Annotated in this window: 15 protein-coding genes and 1 pseudogene; 12 read left to right on the top strand and 4 right to left on the bottom strand. The window is 63.6% G+C overall.

The features are described from left to right. Both U1738_RS09975 and U1738_RS09970 read right to left on the bottom strand, forming a co-directional pair. Positions 1-193: pseudogene (locus tag U1738_RS09975) on the bottom strand (sensor domain-containing diguanylate cyclase); the annotation flags it as partial. After that, positions 186-425, bottom strand: coding sequence for a hypothetical protein (locus tag U1738_RS09970; protein ID WP_332787056.1), 240 nt, complete (start codon positions 423-425; stop codon positions 186-188). The pseudogene U1738_RS09975 and the gene U1738_RS09970, both read right to left, overlap by 8 nt. A gap of 41 nt (positions 426-466) precedes the next feature. Between U1738_RS09970 and U1738_RS09965 the strand changes: the two genes are divergently transcribed. From U1738_RS09965 to U1738_RS09955, 3 genes are read left to right on the top strand one after another with little or no spacing between them, the layout of a single operon-like run. Continuing rightward, positions 467-1123: a bacteriophage abortive infection AbiH family protein gene (locus U1738_RS09965; RefSeq protein ID WP_332788897.1), complete on the top strand. Its 657-nt coding sequence runs from the start codon at positions 467-469 to the stop codon at positions 1121-1123. Positions 1124-1174: 51 nt separating this feature from the next. Beyond that, positions 1175-2134: an aminotransferase gene (locus U1738_RS09960; RefSeq protein WP_332788896.1), complete on the top strand. Its 960-nt coding sequence runs from the start codon at positions 1175-1177 to the stop codon at positions 2132-2134. Further along, the gene (locus tag U1738_RS09955) at positions 2134-5781 is read left to right on the top strand and encodes a DEAD/DEAH box helicase (protein ID WP_332788895.1); all 3648 of its coding nucleotides are present in this window, start codon (positions 2134-2136) and stop codon (positions 5779-5781) included. The genes U1738_RS09960 and U1738_RS09955 overlap by 1 nt, the downstream gene beginning before the upstream one ends. A gap of 837 nt (positions 5782-6618) precedes the next feature. On the opposite strand, the gene U1738_RS09950 is transcribed toward U1738_RS09955, so the two are convergent. Continuing rightward, the gene (locus U1738_RS09950; protein WP_332788894.1) at positions 6619-9786 is read right to left on the bottom strand and encodes a TonB-dependent receptor; all 3168 of its coding nucleotides are present in this window, start codon (positions 9784-9786) and stop codon (positions 6619-6621) included. A 282-nt stretch (positions 9787-10068) separates the two neighbouring features. Between U1738_RS09950 and U1738_RS09945 the strand changes: the two genes are divergently transcribed. The 9 genes from U1738_RS09945 to U1738_RS09905 all read left to right on the top strand — a co-directional run bounded on the left by U1738_RS09945 (position 10069) and on the right by U1738_RS09905 (position 18555). Then, the gene (locus U1738_RS09945) at positions 10069-10746 is read left to right on the top strand and encodes an ABC transporter ATP-binding protein (protein WP_332788893.1); all 678 of its coding nucleotides are present in this window, start codon (positions 10069-10071) and stop codon (positions 10744-10746) included. Then, positions 10743-11939 (top strand): ABC transporter permease, encoded by a 1197-nt coding sequence (locus U1738_RS09940; protein WP_332788892.1) that lies wholly within the window; start codon positions 10743-10745, stop codon positions 11937-11939. Before U1738_RS09945 ends, U1738_RS09940 begins: the two co-directional genes overlap by 4 nt. A 178-nt stretch (positions 11940-12117) precedes the next feature. Further along, a complete protein-coding gene (locus tag U1738_RS09935; RefSeq protein WP_332788891.1) occupies positions 12118-13539 on the top strand; it encodes a TolC family protein in 1422 nt (473 codons plus the stop codon). Beyond that, a complete protein-coding gene (locus U1738_RS09930) occupies positions 13539-14822 on the top strand; it encodes an efflux RND transporter periplasmic adaptor subunit (protein ID WP_332788890.1) in 1284 nt (427 codons plus the stop codon). The genes U1738_RS09935 and U1738_RS09930 overlap by 1 nt, the downstream gene beginning before the upstream one ends. Positions 14823-14967: 145 nt before the next feature. Continuing rightward, positions 14968-15483 (top strand): RNA polymerase sigma factor, encoded by a 516-nt coding sequence (locus U1738_RS09925; RefSeq protein WP_332788889.1) that lies wholly within the window; start codon positions 14968-14970, stop codon positions 15481-15483. Further along, on the top strand, positions 15480-16484 hold the full coding sequence (locus U1738_RS09920) for a FecR family protein (RefSeq protein ID WP_332788888.1): 1005 nt from the start codon (positions 15480-15482) through the stop codon (positions 16482-16484). Before U1738_RS09925 ends, U1738_RS09920 begins: the two co-directional genes overlap by 4 nt. Before the next feature lie 133 nt (positions 16485-16617). Continuing rightward, a complete protein-coding gene (locus U1738_RS09915) occupies positions 16618-17085 on the top strand; it encodes a PraA/PraB family alkane oxidation protein activator (RefSeq protein ID WP_332788887.1) in 468 nt (155 codons plus the stop codon). Positions 17086-17269: 184 nt separating this feature from the next. Beyond that, complete coding sequence (locus U1738_RS09910; protein ID WP_332788886.1) at positions 17270-18127, top strand: metal-dependent hydrolase; 858 nt, start codon at positions 17270-17272, stop codon at positions 18125-18127. After that, positions 18124-18555 carry a DUF2147 domain-containing protein gene (locus U1738_RS09905; RefSeq protein ID WP_332788885.1) on the top strand — a complete coding sequence of 144 codons (432 nt, stop codon included), beginning with the start codon at positions 18124-18126 and terminating at the stop codon, positions 18553-18555. The genes U1738_RS09910 and U1738_RS09905 overlap by 4 nt, the downstream gene beginning before the upstream one ends. Before the next feature lie 12 nt (positions 18556-18567). Here the strand turns inward: U1738_RS09905 and U1738_RS09900 are convergent, their stop codons facing one another. After that, a complete protein-coding gene (locus tag U1738_RS09900) occupies positions 18568-19200 on the bottom strand; it encodes a TetR/AcrR family transcriptional regulator (RefSeq protein WP_332788884.1) in 633 nt (210 codons plus the stop codon). Positions 19201-19290: the final 90 nt, after the last annotated feature.

Raw genomic sequence — 19290 nt, 5'->3', positions numbered from 1 at the left:
CGATACCGCGCTTTGCCTTGAACCATTGCCGGTCGCGATCAACAAGCGTCACTGTTGCCATCGGGACGGCCAGCACCGTCCGAACAAGGGTGACGATCTTCTCGAATGGCTCTTCGATCGCGGTGTCGAGTACGTCCAGCCGTCGCAGTGCGGCTACCCTTGCATCATCGTCGTGTAACTGGGCGTCATCCATGATGCTCTTCCTTCATCATGGCGCGGATGGCGACCGTGAGGTCATCGGCATAACTGTCGACCAACGTGCGAACGCTGGCCGCAACCACGTCTTCGCCTAATCCGGCGGCTCGCAGGCTATCGACAAGGGACGAAAGATGGGACTGGTGCCGCAGCACGCTATCCAACAGTTGCGGAGGTATCTCGAGCGGTTGCGCCGAGGTGGGCGTGGGTTGAAGTTGATCGATACGCACAGGATCGTCCTCAGAAGCGGAGATGACAGCGCTAGGATCTAATGGTTAAAAGGTCGGAAACGAATTCAACCAGAGACTGCGTGCAAAGGCTGAGGTGCCGTCGAAGCCAGCTTCTACGAGCTCGTTTCGGGGAATGGATCCGTCAGCTCACTATCCCGACGCCCGCAAGTTTCCCGGGGCCCTGGATAAGGCTGGATCCCGCCGCGCTGTACCTAACGTTCAATTATACCCCGACGTTGCAGCGCCTCTATGGCATCCCCGAGGCCCACGTGCTCCACATTCACGGCAGCGCGGCAAAGTCCGAAGATCAGCTTGTGCTCGGCCATGGCTGGGAGCCTGGGTTGGCTGACCCATACAGGTTTGAGAGCGACCCCGAGAATGCTGATATGCGCGTGATCGAGGGCATCGAGATCGTTGACGGCTATTTCAAAGACACCTTCAAACCAACCGTACGCATTATCGAAGCCTACCGGCAAAACTTTGCGGCACTCGCTGATGTGACGGATATCATCGTGATGGGGCATTCGCTCGCCGAAGTGGATCATCCCTATTTTGAAGCGATTATCGCTAAAATTGATATTAGGAAAGTTCGCTGGAGGGTAAGCGTATACGGCGACCTCGACTACAAGACTAACTGCATGAGCGGGTTTGGAATCGCCCCGCATTTGGTCCACTTTGGTTGCCTTTCCGAACTCTGATCGCATCCTTCGCCTTGATCGTGTAGTGCGTTCGGGGGAGCGGTAACGAAGATGCACACATGCCCGCCGCCGACGGCGGCGATAGAGGATTGGCTTCGCAAGAACGGCACGGTCGAAGGAACCTACGGCCATCTCCTGCTCGTGCAGGAAGCTGCAGTCGGTGACGCGCTGATCGATGCACTGCGCCCCTATTTTGAATCCGCCCATCTTGATGCGCGAGAGCATTTCCATACTCAGGTCGGCATTGACCTGCACCCTGATGCGGACGCACCAGAGGCCGCTGCTTGCTATCCCAATTGCCTGCCAGCAACAGCTAGGCGGGGATTGTTCGGCGAGGTGATGGCCGGCCTGATGACCGAGGCTTTCACCGACGAGTTCGTCGGAGGCCATCCATGGCGGGTCCCGATTTTTCTCTTTCGCTTTCATGCCGACGTCGAAGCCTATCTCTGGGCACTGGCCCGCGATCCGGCGCGGGAACGTGAAATCTTCGGCCGATTCGGCTCGGATTTCATCGGTCTGGCGCTGGACGACGCCGGAGCGGTCGAGCGGGTGATCGCGGGCGAAGCCAAGTGGCGGAGACGGCTTACGCCTGGGGCGGTGGAAACGCTGCTGTTGGGCCCGTGGGAGGTTGACGAGGAGACCGAAGAGCGCCGCCGATCGGGGCGCGGTATCTGGTTCGAGGTGAACCGCGATCCGCCAGTCCCGCACGGTTTGCGCCAGCTACAACGCCTTCTCGAAGAGCGTGATCCAGATGGACATGCCGCCGCGATCCTCTCGATCGATCGCGTAATCGTCTTGGCCAATGCCCAGCCTTTGCCGCGGACCAACCTCGTCCTCATCGTCGGAAATGGCGCGCCCGGCCGCGAGGAAAATGCTGTCCTTATCCCTTGGGAGGCGCCGCCGGAGGACTATACCGCCCCCCATGACCTCCAAGTGGTCGAGGTCATCCTGATGAATGGTGAGGCGCTGATCGACGGGCTTTATCCCACGCTTTGGCAGGACGAGAACTGATGCCAGTATTCGATGCCGAGCGGCTGGAGGTTGCGAACACGCTACGGGTCGCACTGGCGATCGAGAACGAACTATCACGTCCCCAGGCCCGGGCCTATGTGCGCTGCCTTCAAGCCACGTGGCAGGTGCCGACGATCCAGTGGGGTGCGCAGGAATCGTCGGGTCAACTGGCCGATGCGCGGCGTCTGCTTCACGCGGCCCACATCTTCCGACAAATCGAAGGTCCAACCTCAACGCGGGCCATCGACTGCTATCGCAGGACCGGCGAGATCCTCGAATGGCTTACGCGCGCCGCAGACAGCGTGCGATCCATTCTTCCGATAGAACTTCTCGCAGCCGCCGCCTATCAGCTAGGTGGGCTGCCGGCGATGGCGTCCGGACTGCTCGGACAAATCAACGCCGAGCATGTCGGTGTAGCCCTTTACGCGGCATTTCTCAAGGCAGACTTCGACACAGTGCTTCGCCGTGCGATGGCGTTCTGGGCTGCACATCCCGGTCTGACGACACCCGAGGCCGGTCGGCGCCTCGCCGAGTTGGAGGTGAACGAGGATGGTCAGGAAGATGGCGACCGGGTCGCCTGGTACTTCACTGTCGAGCTCGTCCGCAGCTTGGGCCTGATCGCCGACACACTGAGGCGGGGAGACGATGCCCGGCTGGAGTTGGCGATGGCGAAGCTTTACGCGCTCGATACGATGGCCGCGCGTGCATTTAGCGACGACACTTCGCTTGTCGTTTCGCTCGTGCGGCAAGTTGCGGACAGCTACAAAGCCGCGAGCATATACCGTCCGCTGACCGCGCTGGCGGAGCTTAACCCCGAGCGCCGCAGCAAGATGCTCGATTATGCCCGCGACCAGTTCAGCCGTGGGCGCGGAATCTTGTGGACCTCACAGCTGCACGGCCTCGACCGCCTCCTACGGGACTCCTCCTTCGCACTCTGCACGCCGACCGGCTCGGGGAAGACGCTGGTGGCCAATCTCGCTCTGGTGAAGGAGCTGCTGCTACGCGAACCCGACGGCATCGCCCCATTGGCGATCTATCTCGTCCCCTCGCGCGCTCTGGCCGGCGAAGTGGAGGCCAAGCTGCGCTCCGAGCTTGGCCGTGAGATGACGGTCACCGCGCTATATGGCGGTGCCGATTGGGGGATCACCGATTACTGGCTCACCGGCGATCAGCCAACCGTCCTGATCGCAACGGTGGAGAAAGCCGACGCCTTGATGCGCTACCTGGGGCCGCTGCTGATCGCCAGGCTGCGACTTTTAATCGTCGATGAAGCGCATCAGGTCGTCCCCGAAGCCGGCGAGAATACGCGGGTCAGTTTCGCAGAGCACAGCAACCGCGCAATCCGGCTTGAAAGCTTTGTGTCCCGTGTTCTTTCACAACGCCCCGATATCGTGCGAATCGCGCTGACTGCCGTGGCCGGCGGAGCATCCCTGCCGGTCGCCCGCTGGATCGAGGGTCGGCTAGATGCCGAAGCGGTGGGGGTGCGGTATCGCAGCACCCGGCAGGTCATCGGCGTCCTCGAGACCGCCCCCAATGCCCGTGGGCGCATTCTGCTCGACATTATGAACGACCGCACGCTCTATGTTCGTGGCCAAGAGCAGCCGGTCTATCTTCCGCTCCGGATGGAGCCGATGCCGAGTCTGCCAGCTTCGATGCGCAACAGCCTCAACCGTTTCAATTGCCTCAGCGTCCTCTGGACGGCCCTTCACTTGGTCGAGGAGGACCAGCGTGTCCTGATCTCAGTAGCTCAGGAACCCGAGCAGACGATGCGCTGGTTTAAAGAAGCGCTCGAACTGCCGAGCTGGGCAGCGGCGCCGGTCTTCGCGCCGCCCGTTGGCGAGCGCGCGGCGCACTTCGCCGAGGCTCGAGCGACCTGCGTCGACTATTGCGGCGAGGACTCCTTCGAACTCTTCCTGCTGGACCGGGGCATCGCCACGAGCCACGGACAAATGCCACAACGGCTTCGCCGACTGATGACGGAGATGATCGATCGTCGCATCTGCTCCATCACCGTTGCGACAGCGACGCTAACTGAGGGCGTGAACTTACCGTTCGATCTGATTTTCCTGACCTCCCTCAAACGCAGATCGTGGGACCAAGCGACCCAAACCCAGATTATCGCACCACTTTCGACGTCCGAGTTCCGCAACCTTGCTGGACGAGCGGGGCGCCCGGGGGCGGCTAGGGGGCTGGAAGGCATGACGCTCATCGCATTACCGACCAATGTGTCGGCGACGGCAGCGCAGACGATCCCTGTTCAGCGAACGCAGCTTCGAGAACTCCAACGAGACTACGATAGACTGCGAACAGCGTACCTTATCGAGGAGGAAGACGCCGATGAAGTCGAAAGCCCACTGGCTATTCTACTGAACACCATACGCGAAAGGGCCTTACGGCTGCTCGGAGTTGCCCCAGCTGGGTTTCTCGATTGGCTCGATCAGGCGCTGCCGCCCGAAGTCAGTGAAGCAGCCGGAGAGGGGGCAACAGATCCTAATTCCCGCTTGGCCGACAGTCTCGATGAACTGGACGGCGTGCTGCTCACCGCACTTGAAGAAATCGCCCGCGCCGAGGACGCAGACATGACCAGCGCACAGGCGGAGGCGCATCTGATTGCTCTCTGGCGGACGACGTTCACCGCCGTCGCCGCAGTTCAGGAAGAGTGGCTCGAGCGTGCATTCGTCAGACGCGGTCGCGCGGTCATAGAGACAGTGTATCCCGATGCCGCTGAGCGACGGCGCCTCTATCATTATGGCCTTTCACCGCTTGTCGGACGGCGTTTCGAAGAAATCGCGCCTCAGATACGTGCGTTGATAGCCGGCGCGATTACCTATGGGGACGCCGACGCCACTGAGCGGCTCGACATCCTCGAAACGATTGGTGACCTCCTGGTGGCCGACCGTGGGTTCGGATTTCGGGTACGCGCTACGGAAATAGATCAGGCACTGCTCGAACGTTGGGCCGACGTCATGGCTTGGTGGATGCAGGAGCCAGGTGCAGCTACGCCGGTGGCTGATCAGCTGCGCAGTTGGCAGCGCTTTGTTGCCGACAATCTCGAATATCGCTTGGGCGTAGCAATCGGCGCAGTCGTTGCCCAGGCTTGGACAACTGGCGCAGCTGACCCGTTGGCTGTACCAACTCTTGCACTTTGGAAAGAGACGACCGGATTGCCTTGGTTTGGCTTTTGGGCGCGCGAACTGTTGCGCTGGGGCACCCATGATCCCTTTATCGCCTTCACTTTGTCGCAGGGCTTGGCGCACACGCGAGAGGAAGCGTCAACGCGACGGCCGCAGTTCGAAGCTTGGCTCGAAGTGGCATATGACGAACTTGAGAGTGAAGACCTGATCGATCCTCAGCTTTTCCTAGCTTGGCAAGGCAGCCTGCCGAGGCGGGTAGGAGATCCCGCCGCCAATCTACCAGAGCCCGTGAATTTGACCGGCACCGACGGTCGTCGCAATCGCTACAATGTCATCCCCGTTAGCGAGCGAGGCGTAGTACGATGGCTGGATCCCGCAGGTTTTGAACTTGCGCAGTCTGACGACGTGCTGGGCGATTTCCCGCCAGGAGCCACCATTCACAATGACTATGAGCTTCGCGCGGGCCGAAGGAATGCTGAGGTACATCGCACTTACTCATCGCATCTTACCTAGGTTCGCAGAGGCCCTGATGAATGGTAGCAGGACGCCTTCGGGCAGGTTGATGCATGGGCGCACGGGATAGGGCTTAGATAAGCTTGCTAGAGGCCATCTAACATGTCGTACTAAAACTCTAAAGTGTGTTGCCAAATTCGTGACAGACCGACCGACGTTTCCCGCTGATAAGTCTTTGTGAAAGAGAAAATTATTGATGTAGAGGTCCCGGCGCATTCGGTCACACGCGTCGCCCGAGCGAAGATTATCAACGCATACAAATGGGCCGATGTGCTGCTTTTAGTTTCTAGTCCCCGGTCGCCTCAGCTCTATGCACAGTGGTCCATTCGGGGCGGTTTTGAGTCCAAGCTACGGACCGAATTTAGGGTGGGTCACGAAGGGTCCACAGATTTGTGTAGGATCGGAAACCCACGCATTTCCGAGCCTTACAGCAATAGATGTGAGCCCTGTAAGCGCCGATCTCCGGTTTGCCTTGGTCACGTTTAGATCAATGACGCTCTTAAAAGCTGCTGGTCGCGAAATTGAGACATCTTACCGCATCTTCAGGGCGATGGGGGTATCAGCAGGGGTATTCCTTAAGATGCTTCTGAAATTAATTCACCAAATCAAGGAGATAGTATTTTGGATGAGCTAAAATTGATCCTGTCCCCGCAACCAAACCACAACACAAACACCACGCCCCGTAGCAAAAGCTCCGGGGCTGTTCGCGTTCCGCCACGCCGACGACGCGCGCGTGACTTGCTGGTCCGCGGCGTAGCAATGTCGCTGGGAACACGGCTTGCCGACAGGGGGGCGCTGTCGCTGCCGAAAAGTCTCCTAGCAGGCACAGCACAGCGATCAGAAGCGCTTCGTCACGTTGAAGCCGATGATCCGTCGGTCGAGGGTGAAGACGTTGGTCGTCAGGCCGCTATCGTCGCTGTTGACGAAGGAATCGGTGATCGGCGATTTGTTGAAGACGTTCTTGACGTAGAGCTGGAACGACAGCCCTGAATCGGGGCGGGCGACGGTGAGCGAGAGGTTGGCATTGTCCCACGCCTTCAGGCGATCGAACGCGGTGTTGTAGACTCGGGCGTAGCTGGCGCTCTGGCGATAATAATCGGCGTGGAACGTCGCTTCCCAATCATTCAGAAAGACGGTGTATTGCGCGCCGATGCTAGCGGTGAAATGCGGAGCGTTGGGCAATTGTTTGCCGCTGAGATCGGCGGTGAAGCCCTGGCCCTGATTGGGGCCGTCGGTCGCGGGATTGTAGCTGAAGCCGTAGAATTGCGTGAAATCCACGCCGGTCGCGCCGACGCCGGGAATGAAATCGCCGATATACGATCCCCCGCACAAAGCGGTGAGCGCGGCCTGATTGAACGGCAGGTTGGTCGACAGGATCTTGGTGACGAATTTGGTCGGCGCGACACAGTTCGACGCGAGCTGGAGGAACGGCTTGACCACCGTCCAGTCGGCATTGCCCTGTGTGCGGTCCATCACGTCGATCGATTTCGAACCCTTGCCGATGCGCGATCCGAGATAGCCCAGATTGAGGTTCATGCTGAAGCTGCGCGAGGGTGCCCATAAAGATTCGAGTTCGAGGCCCCAGGTCTTGGCCTTGATATTCTCGTTCAGCGCGGTGCGATCGATGATCTTCGACACCTGATAATTGTCGTAATCGTACAGGAAGCCGGTGATGTTCAGGGTCAATTTGCCGCCGGCTAGCGTATTCTTCATGCCCACTTCGAATGCGTTGACGAATTCGGGTTCGAACGTCTGCGGCTGGACGACGAATTGCAAGGAGGCGGGGTCGGCCCCGATCGGTGGGGGATTGCCACCGCCCGCTTTGTAGCCGCGCGAATAGGAGGCGTAGACCAGGCTCTGGTTGGTGAAGGACAATTCCGGCTTCCAGTCGATGCCGATCTTGCCGGTCACCGCCCTGAAATGCTGCCGGATGTCGGCGCTTTCGGGATAGCCGCGATCGACGAAGCCGGATCCGACCACCCCGGTCGCCAGCAACAACTGGCTTGGCACCGGCGTGGTCGTCTTGCGATCGTCAGTGTAGCGCAGGCCGCCGGTCAGCTTCACCGTCGGGCTGAGCTGATAATAGACTTCGCCGAACAGGCCTTTGGAATCGACTTTGTATGGATTGGCGCTGCGGAAATAATTGTGCCCGTCGCCGGCCACGCTGGCGAGCGGATTAGGATCGATATACGGGCAATTCGTCTGCGGCACGCCGGGACGGCAATCGGTGAACAGCGTTTGGTTGATCGCGCTGGCGATGTTGAAGAAGACGAAATAATCCTCCTTCGTCTGGTAATGCAGGTAATTGGCGCCGACGCTGAAATTGAACGGCCCGGCAAAGCTCGATTGCAGGCGGAATTCCTGCGAGAATTGCTCGCTGGTCGCGCGGTTGAGATCGACGCCGAGCAGCCGGTTCGATGGCCCTAGCTGCGGATCGGTGAAGACTCCGCCCGGCGACAGGCCGCCGCCCGTGACCGGCTGGAAGCTGGGATCGAACATCAGGTCGGACGAGTTGTTGAAGATCGGCACGGTGTTGAAGCGATTGTAATCCTGCGCCGAATAATAGGTGTCCTTCGAATACATCGTTTGCGAGAACAGCTTCAAGCCGCTGTCGAAGTCATATTGCAGGTTGAGTTGGTACACGTCGTTCTTGGCGCGGAAGACGGGGTCGAACTGCGACGCGATCTCGCGCAAATTCTTCGATTGCGGCAGGCCGCCATAAGGATCGACGCCGGGTGTGAGCAGCGAGACTAGGTTGAAATTGGCATCATAGCCCAGATTGGCGAGCGTGCCCGCCGCGATCACCAGCGGCAGGCTGAGGCCGTTGGGCGTGCCGTACGCGGCGTCGGTGAAGATCGATTTGTTCTGGCATCCCTGGCTCAGGATGCCGCGCGTTTGGGGATCGGTGATCGCGATGCCGCCGATCGAACTCGGCCCCGGATCGCGCGTGCAAAGCTGCTTGCCGGTGCGCGAGCGATTGTCGTTTTCCTGAAAATGTTCCCAGATGAAATCGGCGGTGAAACGGTCGGTCGGCTTCCAGCGCAACGACCCGCGCGCCTGCCACAGATCGCGGCCGTTGACCGCGCGATCGGTGATCGTGTTGTAATCGAAACCGTTGCGCCGCGTCGTTGCGCCCGCCACGCGCACCGCGATCGTATCGGTGATCGGAATGTTGACGAAACCACGCAGACGTCGCGTATCGTAATTGCCGACCTCGCCCCGGAGCTCGCCGTCGAATTTGGCGAAGCTCGGCTTGGCGGTGATTTGGTTGACGACGCCGGCGGTGGCGTTGCGGCCGTACAGCGTACCCTGCGGACCGCGCAGCACCTCGACCCGTTCGACATCGAGATATTCCTGTTCGAACAGGCGATTCCGGATCAACGGCGCATTGTTGTAGCTGACCGCGACGGCCGGATCGGTGGTGACGGACACCGCCTTGGTGCCGATGCCGCGGATCGCGAAGTTGAAGCCGGAGAAATTGTTTTTGGAGAAGGTGACGTTGGGGATCGCGCGAAGCAGTTCCGAACCTCCCTCGATCTTCAACTGATCGAGCGCCTTGGGCGAAAAGGCCGAGATCGCGATCGGCACGTCCTGGATCCGCTCCTCGCGCTTGCGGGCGGTGACGATGATTTCCTGCGTGGCATCGGCAGTCGGCTCGGGTGGTGCCTCGGCCTGCGACGTGGCCAGAGCAGGCTTGACGACGAAGACGTTGTCCTTGCGCTGGAACCCAAGGCCCGTGTTGCGCAGGATCGCGGTGAGCGCGGTTTCGGAATCGCCCGATGCTACGAAGCCGTTGGTGCTCTTGCCCGCGGTCAGGGCGGCATCGACCAGGATCGACGTTCCGCTCTGTACGCCGAATTCGCGCAACGCCCGGTCGAGCGGCTGCGGCGGGATGTTGTATTTCACGGTTTGGGCGGTCGCGGCGGAGAGCGGCATAACGGTCGACAGGCCGGAGAGCGCGACACTGCACAACAGAGAATGAATCGGGAATAGCCGCAGCGCCATGGTCGCTCTCCTCTCCACATCGGGCGGGTATCCCGTCCCGTGTTCTTGTTGGCCGCCAGTGTCTGGCGTGCCTGACATAGACGTCGGCTTTGCCGGAAGAGGGGGGAGCGAGCTTGAAATAAAATTGCAGCGAATGCAGCCGGAAGCTTCTGATAACGCTGTCCAACGCTTTGCCCGCCATTGCAGTCGACCGTTCGAGCGGGTGATCGACCGAGCCGGATCGTTTGGGGGTTGACCCGGAGAGGCGAGGTCGCGAGCCTTAGCGGCAGGAGAGCGACGCGAATGCTGGAGTTGCACGGCATCGGCAAATCATATCCGGGCCAACCGAACCCGATCGTCGTATTGCGCAGCATTTCCCTGTCGCTCGCCGCCGGCGCGTTTTGCGCGATCCTCGGGCCATCGGGATCGGGCAAGAGCACGTTGCTCAATATCGTGGGGCTGCTTGATCGGCCGGATACGGGCGGGATGACGCTGGCCGGCGCACCGATCGATTTCTCCTCGCCCTATGCCACGGCGCGGAGCCGCAATGCGCTTCTCGGGTTCGTCTTCCAGTCGTTTCATCTGCTGCCCCGGCTCGCCGCGTGGCAGAATGTCGCATTGCCTTTGCTGTATCGCGGGATCGGGCGCGATGTGCGGCGGGAGCGGGCGCTGGCGATGCTCGACCGCGTCGGCCTTGCCGATCGCGCGCAGCATCGGCCGGCGGAACTGTCGGGCGGCCAGCGGCAGCGCGTGGCGATCGCGCGGGCGCTGATCGGGGAGCCGCAGCTCATCCTCGCCGATGAACCGACCGGTAGCCTCGACAGCGCGACCGCCGCCGAGGTGATCGACCTGCTCGACGAACTCAACCGCGACATGGGTGTCAGCATCCTGATGGTCACGCACGATACGCGCATGGCGGAGCGCTGCGCCCGCCGGATCGAGCTGCTCGACGGCGCGATCATTCGGGATAGTGGGGCGTGACCGCGCTGGCGCTCCCCAACGCCCCGCTCGGCGAGACTTTGGCCGAGGCGTTCGCGAACGTGCGGGCGCAGGGCGTGCGATCGGCGCTGGCGCTGCTCGGCATCCTGATCGGCACCGCCTCGATCGTATCGATGCTCGAGGTCGGGCATATCGCGCAGCGCGAGACGCTGAAGCTGTTCAAGGCGATGGGCGTCGATATGCTGCAGGTACAGGCCGCCCCGGTCGGCGCAGCGCCGGCCTGGCTCGCTCAGGCGACGGTCGAGGCGTTGCCGCAGACCGATCCGGCGGTGCTGGCGACCGCGCCGCTCTCGATCGGGCGGGGGCCGGTGGCGAGCGATGCGCAAAGCGCGGACATGCCGATCGTCGCGGCGACGACCGCATTGCCCGTGCTGGCAGGACTGTCCATCGCGCAGGGGCGATTCCTGCGCGCGATCGATGACGATGCGCTGGTCGCGGTGCTTGGCGATCAGGCGGCGGCGAAGCTGTCGGGGCCGGGCGCGCAGATGTCGACCGGCGGGCGGGTGCGGATCGGTGGCTATGTGTTCACGGTGGTGGGCGTGCTGAAACCGGGGACGGCGACCGCGCTCGATCCGGCCGATTATGCCAATGCGGTGTTCGTGCCGCTGGCCGGTGGCGCGCGCGTGCTGGCCAGCCCGAAGCCGACCTCCGCGCTCGTACGCCTGAAACCGCAGACGGAAGAGGCCCCGGTCGCGGCGCGGCTGATGGCGCGCTTCGCCGATCCCGCCGCGGCGATCCAGGTGCAGACCGCGCGCGACCTGATCCGCACGATGAACGCCCAGAAGGCGATCAACACGCGGTTGCTGACCGCGATCGGCGCGATCTCGCTACTGGTCGGCGGGATCGGGGTGATGAACGTGATGCTGATGGGGATCATGGAGCGGCGCAGCGAGATCGGCTTACGCGCCGCGGTCGGCGCATCGCCGCGGGACCTGCAGGTGATGGTGGTGATCGAATCCGCGGCGCTGGCGATCATCGGCGGCGGCGCGGGGGCGGCGGTCGGCGTGGGTATCGCCTGGTTCATGGCGCGCAGTTCGGGCTGGGACTTCAGCCTTGCCTTCTATGCCTTGCCGCTGGGTGTCGGCGGGGCGGCGCTGGTCGGCGTACTGTTCGGGCTGTATCCCGCGATCACGGCGTCGCGGATGGATCCGATCGAGGCGCTGCGTGCGAGTTAGGCGGGCGATAGGGCGGCAGCGCGGGGATGGCCGCGCCGGTGATGCTCGGGCCTCGGGGCGGCGCTTTCAACTCGGCAGGCGTCGCGCAGGCCGTGAGGGCGAGGCAGGTCGCGAGGACGGACAGCATCTGATCGGGCATCTGGCGCGTTCCTGGCTTTTGATGCCGCCATGTTTCCTTATGATGGGCCTCGGGGCAAGCGCGCAGACCGCCGTGCCGATCACGCCGGTGGTGAGCGCGCCGGACAATCCCCGGCCACAGGGCCCGCCGGTGCCGGTCTCCCTGGCCGAAGTCGTCGCGCTGGCGCTGCGCGACAATCGCACGATCCGGTCGGCCTATCTCGATCGCGTGGCGCAGAAATTCGATCTGGTTGTCGCCAACAGCCGGTTCCAGCCGCGCATCAATCTGGCCGCCGATGTCTTTTCCAGCCGGCTGAGCGGCGTGACGGCGCTGCGATCGACCGTCTCCCCGACCGTGACGTGGCGTGCGCCCACCGGTGCCACCGCGCAGTTCGTGTGGACGCGGGCTGATCGGCTCGACGGGCCGGGGGGACGGGCCGAGACGACGAGCCTGGTCGTCGCGCAACCGTTGCTGCGCGGTGGCGGGTTCGCGACCAACCTGGCGCCGCTCCGGATCGCGGCGCTGCAGAACCAGATCAACCGCCTCAACCTCGAAACGACGGTGTCGAACATCGTCACCAGCGTCGTCTTCGCCTATCGCTCGCTGCTCCAGGCGCAGGAGCAGGCGCGGCTGTCGCAACTGGCGCTGGAACGGACGCAGGCGATCGTCGGGACGAGCCAGGCGCTGATCGATGCCGGGCGGATGGCGGCGGCGGATATCGTGCAGGCGGAATCGGGTGTCGCCAACCAGCAGGTCGCGGTGATCCAGGCCGGGCAACAGGTGCGCAGCACGCAACTTGCGTTGCTGCAATTGGTGGCGGTCGATCCGCGCACCAATATCGTCGCGGGTGACGCGATCACCGTCACGCGCCTGCCGATCGATGTCGAGCGCGCGGTGGTGCTGGGGCTGGATGCGCGAATGGACGTGCTGGCGCAGCGCAAGGCGCTCGAACAGAATCGCCAGTCGCTGATCGTGGCGAAGAACAACCGACTTTGGGATGTGTCGGTGGTCGGCACACTCGATCGCTCGACCGGGCGCGATCCGTTGCTGGGACCGATCGATGGCCGCACCAACCGGACGGTCGGCGTGCAGTTGAACGTGCCGATCGGCGAACCGGCGTTCAGGCAGGGCGAGATCCAGGCGACGACCAATCTGCGCACCGCCGAATTGCGCTATGAAGATTTGCTGCAAGCGGCCGAGACTCAGGTGCGCGATGCGGTGCAGGCGGCGGATGCGACCTGGCTGCAGGTCGAGGCGGCGCGCCGCGCTCAGTCGCTCGCGCAACGCGCGCTCGATATCCAGCGCGAGAAACTGAAGGTCGGGCGATCGTCCAATTTCGAGGTGCTGTCGTTCCAGGCGGACCTGCGCGCCGCCGATACGCAGGCGCTGACCGCTGAGATCGCCTATCTCAACGCGCTGACCTCGCTCGACCAGCAACTCGGCAGTACGATCGCGACCTGGCAGATCGAGGTGAACGATTGATGCGCTTGCCCGATATCCTGCGTGACCGCTCCGCAATCGTTCTGCTCGTCGCACTGCTGATCGCTGTGCCGCTCTGGTGGTGGAGGCCCGCGCCGGCGACGGATGCCAGTGCGACGACGACGCAGGAAATGGTCGTGGCGCGGCGGCCGTTCAACGCGACGATGAGCCTGGTGGGCACGATCGTGCCCGGGGACGGGATCTACATCGTCGGGCCGTTCGACGGGACGATCGCGACGACCGGGTTCGCCTATGGCGACCGGGTGACGCGTGGGCAGTTGCTCGTCGCGGTCGATACCGCCGATCTCGACCAGCGGCTCGGTGATGCGGAGGCGGCGTATCTGAAGGCGCGACAGAGCGACGATGAGATCGCGACCTGGTCCAGCGGTCAGGAGGCGTCTCGCGCGCGGCGCGCGGTGGCGGGCGCGACCTACGACCTTGCCGATACGCGGCGACGGCTGACCGAAACGAGAACGTTGCTCGACAAGGGGCTGGTGGCGCGGAGCGAATATGATTCACTGCAGCAACAGGTGCAGTCGCAAAACCTCGCACTCGCCGCCGCGCGGGAGGATCATGCTGCGGTATTGCGGCGGGGGGCGGGCGACAATCGCCGGCTCTCCCTGCTGGCGCTGAACCATGCCGAGGCGCGGTTCCGGGCGCTGCGGGCGCAAGCCGCCGCCGCGATGGTGCGCGCGTCGGAGGGCGGCATCGTCGTCCGCCCGCCCGCCGGCAAGGGCGACGGCGCGGGGGAGGTGCGTGCGGGGATGCAGGTGGCGATGGGGCAGTTGATCGGCACGATCGTGCAGCCGGGCGGGCTGGCGGTGTCGTTCAATCTCGACGAACGCGACGTCAACACGATCCGGGTCGGGCAGCGCGTGACGGTGATCGGCGCGGGGTTTGCGGGCGCATTGCAGGGCAAAGTGACGCGCGTCGCGGGGCAGGCGAGCGCGGCGACGGCGGCCAACAAATCGAGCTTCGTCGCGATCGCCCGGCTCGATCCGCCGCCCGCCGATCAGGCCGCGTCGGTGCGGATCGGCATGACCGGCACGGTGACGATCACGACGTTCAGCAAGCCATCGGCGATCGTCGTGCCACCGGCCGCGGTGATCGGTGCCGCGCCGGCCGCGCAGGTGATGGTCAAGCGCGGCGGCGCGACGCAGGCGGTGTCGGTGACGATCGGGCACGTCGCGCCGGACGGGGTGGAAATCCTGTCCGGATTGAAGGTCGGCGACACGATCGTCTGGTCCAGCACGCCACCGCCGGCCGTGCCGGGAGCGGGCACATGACTGATCGCAAAGATTATTTTCACATCGACACCCCCCAAACGCTTTCCGTGGCGTCATTGGCTATGGAACGGGCCATCACGGCCCCGGGAAGTGCGGCTTCATGTGGGCAGGCGAGGTCTCGATGGTCGATTGGAGCGGACGCGCAATGAGCGATCCGCATACGACCGACCGCGATATCGCCGCGTGGATGACGAGCTACGGCCCCGGCCTGCGGCGGTTCTTCAGCCGCCGCGTCAACGATGCCGATGTCGACGATCTCGTGCAGGAAGTGTTCGTGCGGATGCAGGTCGCACAACTCAGCGAGCCGATCGAGAACGTCGAACGCTATCTGTTCCGCGTCGCGCGCAACGTGCTGGTCAGCCGCCACCGCAGCGATACGGTTCGCCACCGAGACGCCCACGCCCCGTATGAAGATGGCCTGGCGGTCGCCGACGACATCTCGCCCGAACGTATCGCGATCGGGCGCGACGAATATGCGCGGGCGGTGAAGGCGATCCTGAAACTGCCGCCGCGCTGCCGCGCCGCATTCCAGTTTCACCGCTTCGAGAACATGACGTATCGCGCCATCGCGGTGCGCATGGGAATCTCTAAGGATTCGGTGAAGGAACTGATGCACCGCGCGATCGTGGGACTCGCCAAGGATATGGAGTCCGGATCATGAGCGGGGCCGCGATCGATCCCGGCCTGTTGCGCGAGGAGGCGGCTGGGTGGCTCAATTTGCGCCGGTCGGGCGAGATGAGCGAGGCCGAACTGGTGCGTTTCACCGACTGGCTGGCACGTGGCGAGGGCGAGCGTGACGCCTATGCCCGGCTGGAGCGGCATTGGCACGTGCTGGGGCTGGTCGCGAACGAACCGATGATCCTGGCGGCGCGCGAACAGGACGCACGCACGCATGATCGGCGGCTCTATATCCGGCGCGGCTTGATGGCGGTTGCCGCCGCCTTGGTGCTGACGGTGACGAGTTGGGCCGCTATGGAATCGGGCGTGCTCGGCGAACTCGGGTTCACGCGGGGTGGCGGAGAAACCCTGAGGACCGGCACCGGGCAACGTACGACGACGACGCTCGCCGACGGATCGGTGATTACGCTCGACGGGCAGAGCGAACTCAAGGTCGTAGAGATGGCGGCGGTGCGGCGTATCAAGCTGATCCGTGGACGTGCCTATTTCCAGGTGGCGAAGGATCACGTCCACCCGTTTCTCGTCCAGGCCGGCGACAAGACCGTCCGCGCCGTGGGCACCGCGTTCGACGTCAGCGTCGAGGGCAGCGCCGTGACGGTCACCCTGGTCGAGGGCAAGGTGCGGGTCGACGAACCGAAGCGGATGTTCGGATCGGGTCATAGCGCCGAGCTGGTGCCCGGCGGCAAGCTGGTCGCCGATCCCGGCAAGAGCTGGGTTCTGTCACGCGTCGATGCCGGGCAGGAGACCAGTTGGTTGTCGGGGCGATTGACCTTCTTCCATGATCCGCTCGCCAGCGCGGTGGCGGAGGTCAACCGGCATTCGGCCCGTAAGATCGTCTTCACCGGGGGACTGACGCCGGACAAGAAAATCGTCGGCGTGTTCCGTGCCGGCGACACCGATGCCTTCACCACCGCGCTCGAACTGAACGGGATCGCCCGCGTGGTGGCACGCACCGACGACCGGATCGAACTCGCGCCCAAGTAAGACGAACCCGCGCGCGCAAAATTTTTCTTGGCGGGCATCCCCCGCATTCACGATCGGCCGCGTCAAGGAAAGCAGGGAGGGCAGCTCCCGCCAAGGGCGCCCATGAGACGCCGATCCTAGGAAAGGAACGACCATGAAACTGAAGATCCTGTGTCTCGGTGCGCTGGCATCGATCGCTCTCCCCGTTGCCGCATTCGCCCAGACCGCCACCCCGGACGGGCCGTTCGTCGCCGACGGCAACACCAATCTCAACAAGGGCGGCACGCAGCTCGCCTGCACCGCGCATTTCGTCGGCAATATCTCGAACGGTACGGGCCAGGTGACGAGCGCGACGTTCTCCGGCGGCACGCTGGGCCTGTGCTCGACGGTGACCGCCACCAACCTGCCTTGGACGCTGACGGCGCTGTCGACGACCTCGGTGAAGATTTCGGGCGTGGCGGTGAACACGCCGATCGGCAATTGTTCGCCTGCCGCCGATCTGGTCGGCACGTTCAATAATACCACCCATGCGCTGAGCTTCGTCAATCAGGCGCTGCCACCGGATTGCAAGGTCAGCGGTTCGCTGACGACGCACGACAACGCGCTGACCATCAACCCCTGATCCAGCCCCCAAGTCCGGTGGCTGCCGCGCGGCACCGGATCGACTGGACCCTCTCCCGGCATCGCGTCCCTCTCGCGATGCCGGGATTTTTTTGTGCACGGCAATTCGGTCCGCGAGACTCATATTGACATCAATGTCTATTTAGATATATTGACATCATTGTTCATTAGAGAGGACCGACTCGATGACCTACGATCACACCTCGCCCGATGTCGCCATTCCGATCCGCAACGTGCGGTTCAACCAGGGCAGCACATCGCAGCGCCGCTGGTGGCACAGCGAAGATCCCGTCCAGACCGCATTCTACAATGCGCTGTCGTGCACGTTTCCAGCGGGAGAAAAGTTCTTCATGGATAGCGCCCGCCGTTTTCGCGACAGCGTCGATGCGCCGCTCCGCGCGCAGATCAAGGCGTTCTGCGGACAGGAGGCGGTGCACAGCCGCGAACATGCCGCGTTCAATGCGCTCGCCTCCGACAGCGGCTACGACGTCGCGGCGCTGGAGGATCGTACGCTGAAAGTGCTGAACATCGCGCGCAAGCGCTCCCCGCACGAACAGCTCGCTGCGACCTGCGCGCTGGAGCATTTCACCGCGATTCTGGCGCATGCGCTGCTCGCCGATAACGAGCGCGACATGCAGGGCGCGCCGGACGAGATCGGACGCTTGTGGGCCTGGCACGCGATGGAGGAGATCGAACACAAAGCGGTGTGCTACGACACGCTGCTCGCCGCGACCAAGGATTGGTCGAGCCTGCGCCGTTATGCGCTGCGCACGCGCACGATGGTGCTGGCGACGGCGATCCTGTTCGGGACGATCGGGGCCAATATGGCGACCTTGTTCAAGGCGGACGGGATCAACGGGCCGCGTACCTGGCTGCGCGTCGCCGGGTTCCTGCTGGGCAAGCCGGGCGTGCTGCGCCGCATCGCGATACCCTATCTGACCTATTTCCGTCCGGGCTTCCATCCGTGGCAGCATGACGATCGCGATCTGCTGGCGGTGACCGAGGCGCGATTGGGCTTCGGCGCGATCGGAGCGGCGGCATGAAGACCATGCTCGCCATTGCGGCGCTGCTGGTGGCCGCATCGCCCGCCGTCGCAGCGGCCGGCGATACCGGCCTTCTCGGTCGCTGGAGCACGCAGGAACAGGGTGGCGTGGTCGAGATCTACCGTTGCGGCGGCGCGATCTGCGGCCGCGTCATCGACGGCATCCCGCTCCGCGCCGATCCCGAACAGCGCGACATCCGCAACGACGATCCGGCGTTGCGCACCCGCAAGATCAAGAATCTCGTCGTGCTGAACGGATTCACCGGCGGACCGGAGGCGTGGACCGGCGGATCGGTCTACGATCCCAATTCGGGCCAAGGCGCGAGCCGGGGATTCCTGACGCTCGACGACCGGAACACGCTGCGCGTCAAAGGGTGTATCGCGATGTTCCTGTGCCGCACGCAAACCTGGACCCGCGCGCGATCCTGAGCGGGACGGGCGTCACGTCCAGGGAAAGAGCAGGGGCAACAGCCCAGCGGTAACGCCGCGCATCTCGTCCTCGCCGCACTCCAGCATCGCGCGCAGATGCGGGCCGATCACCGCATCGCCGAAGGCCAAAGTGGCGACCATCAGCACCGCTGCCTTGACGCGCGGTTCGATCGTTGCCGCGGCCTTCCCGTCGGGGCTGGTTTTCGCGATCGACGCGACCAGGACGGAGACGACCGACTGCACGGCATCGCGCACCGGTTCGAGATGTTCGAAATCACGGGCCAGCGCGATCCACGCCGCCAGTTGCCCGGCCCCGCCCTCGGCAAAGGCGTCGAACACGGTATCGACCAGCGCGCGCGGTGCGGTCGCATCCTCGCGAATGCGGGTGGCGGCGGCCTCCAGCGCGGTCGTCAGATCGGCGATCATCGATCCCATCAGCGCCGATTGCAGCCCCGCCGCCGATCCGAAATGGTGAATCACGTTGGTGTGCGACATGCCGATATCGCGGCCGACATTGGCGACGGTGACGGCGCTCGGCCCGTCGCGCAGCAACAGGATGCGCGCGGCGGTCAGCGCCTCGCCCCGCGCCTCGTCGCGGCCCCGCTTGCGGCGTTTCTTGGGGACTTCGATCGGTGTGGAAGACATCGTCCATTCGATAGGCCAGCGACCATCCATTGCCAACCCGACCGACTTGTTGCCCGCCGACTCTGTCAGAATGTACGCTGGCCGCGAGGG

It is taken from the genome of Parasphingomonas caseinilytica (assembly GCF_036663755.1).
Taxonomy (GTDB): domain Bacteria; phylum Pseudomonadota; class Alphaproteobacteria; order Sphingomonadales; family Sphingomonadaceae; genus Sphingomonas.
The sequence above is the reverse complement of the archived record's forward strand: the minus strand, read 5'-3'. Positions and strand labels throughout refer to the sequence as shown.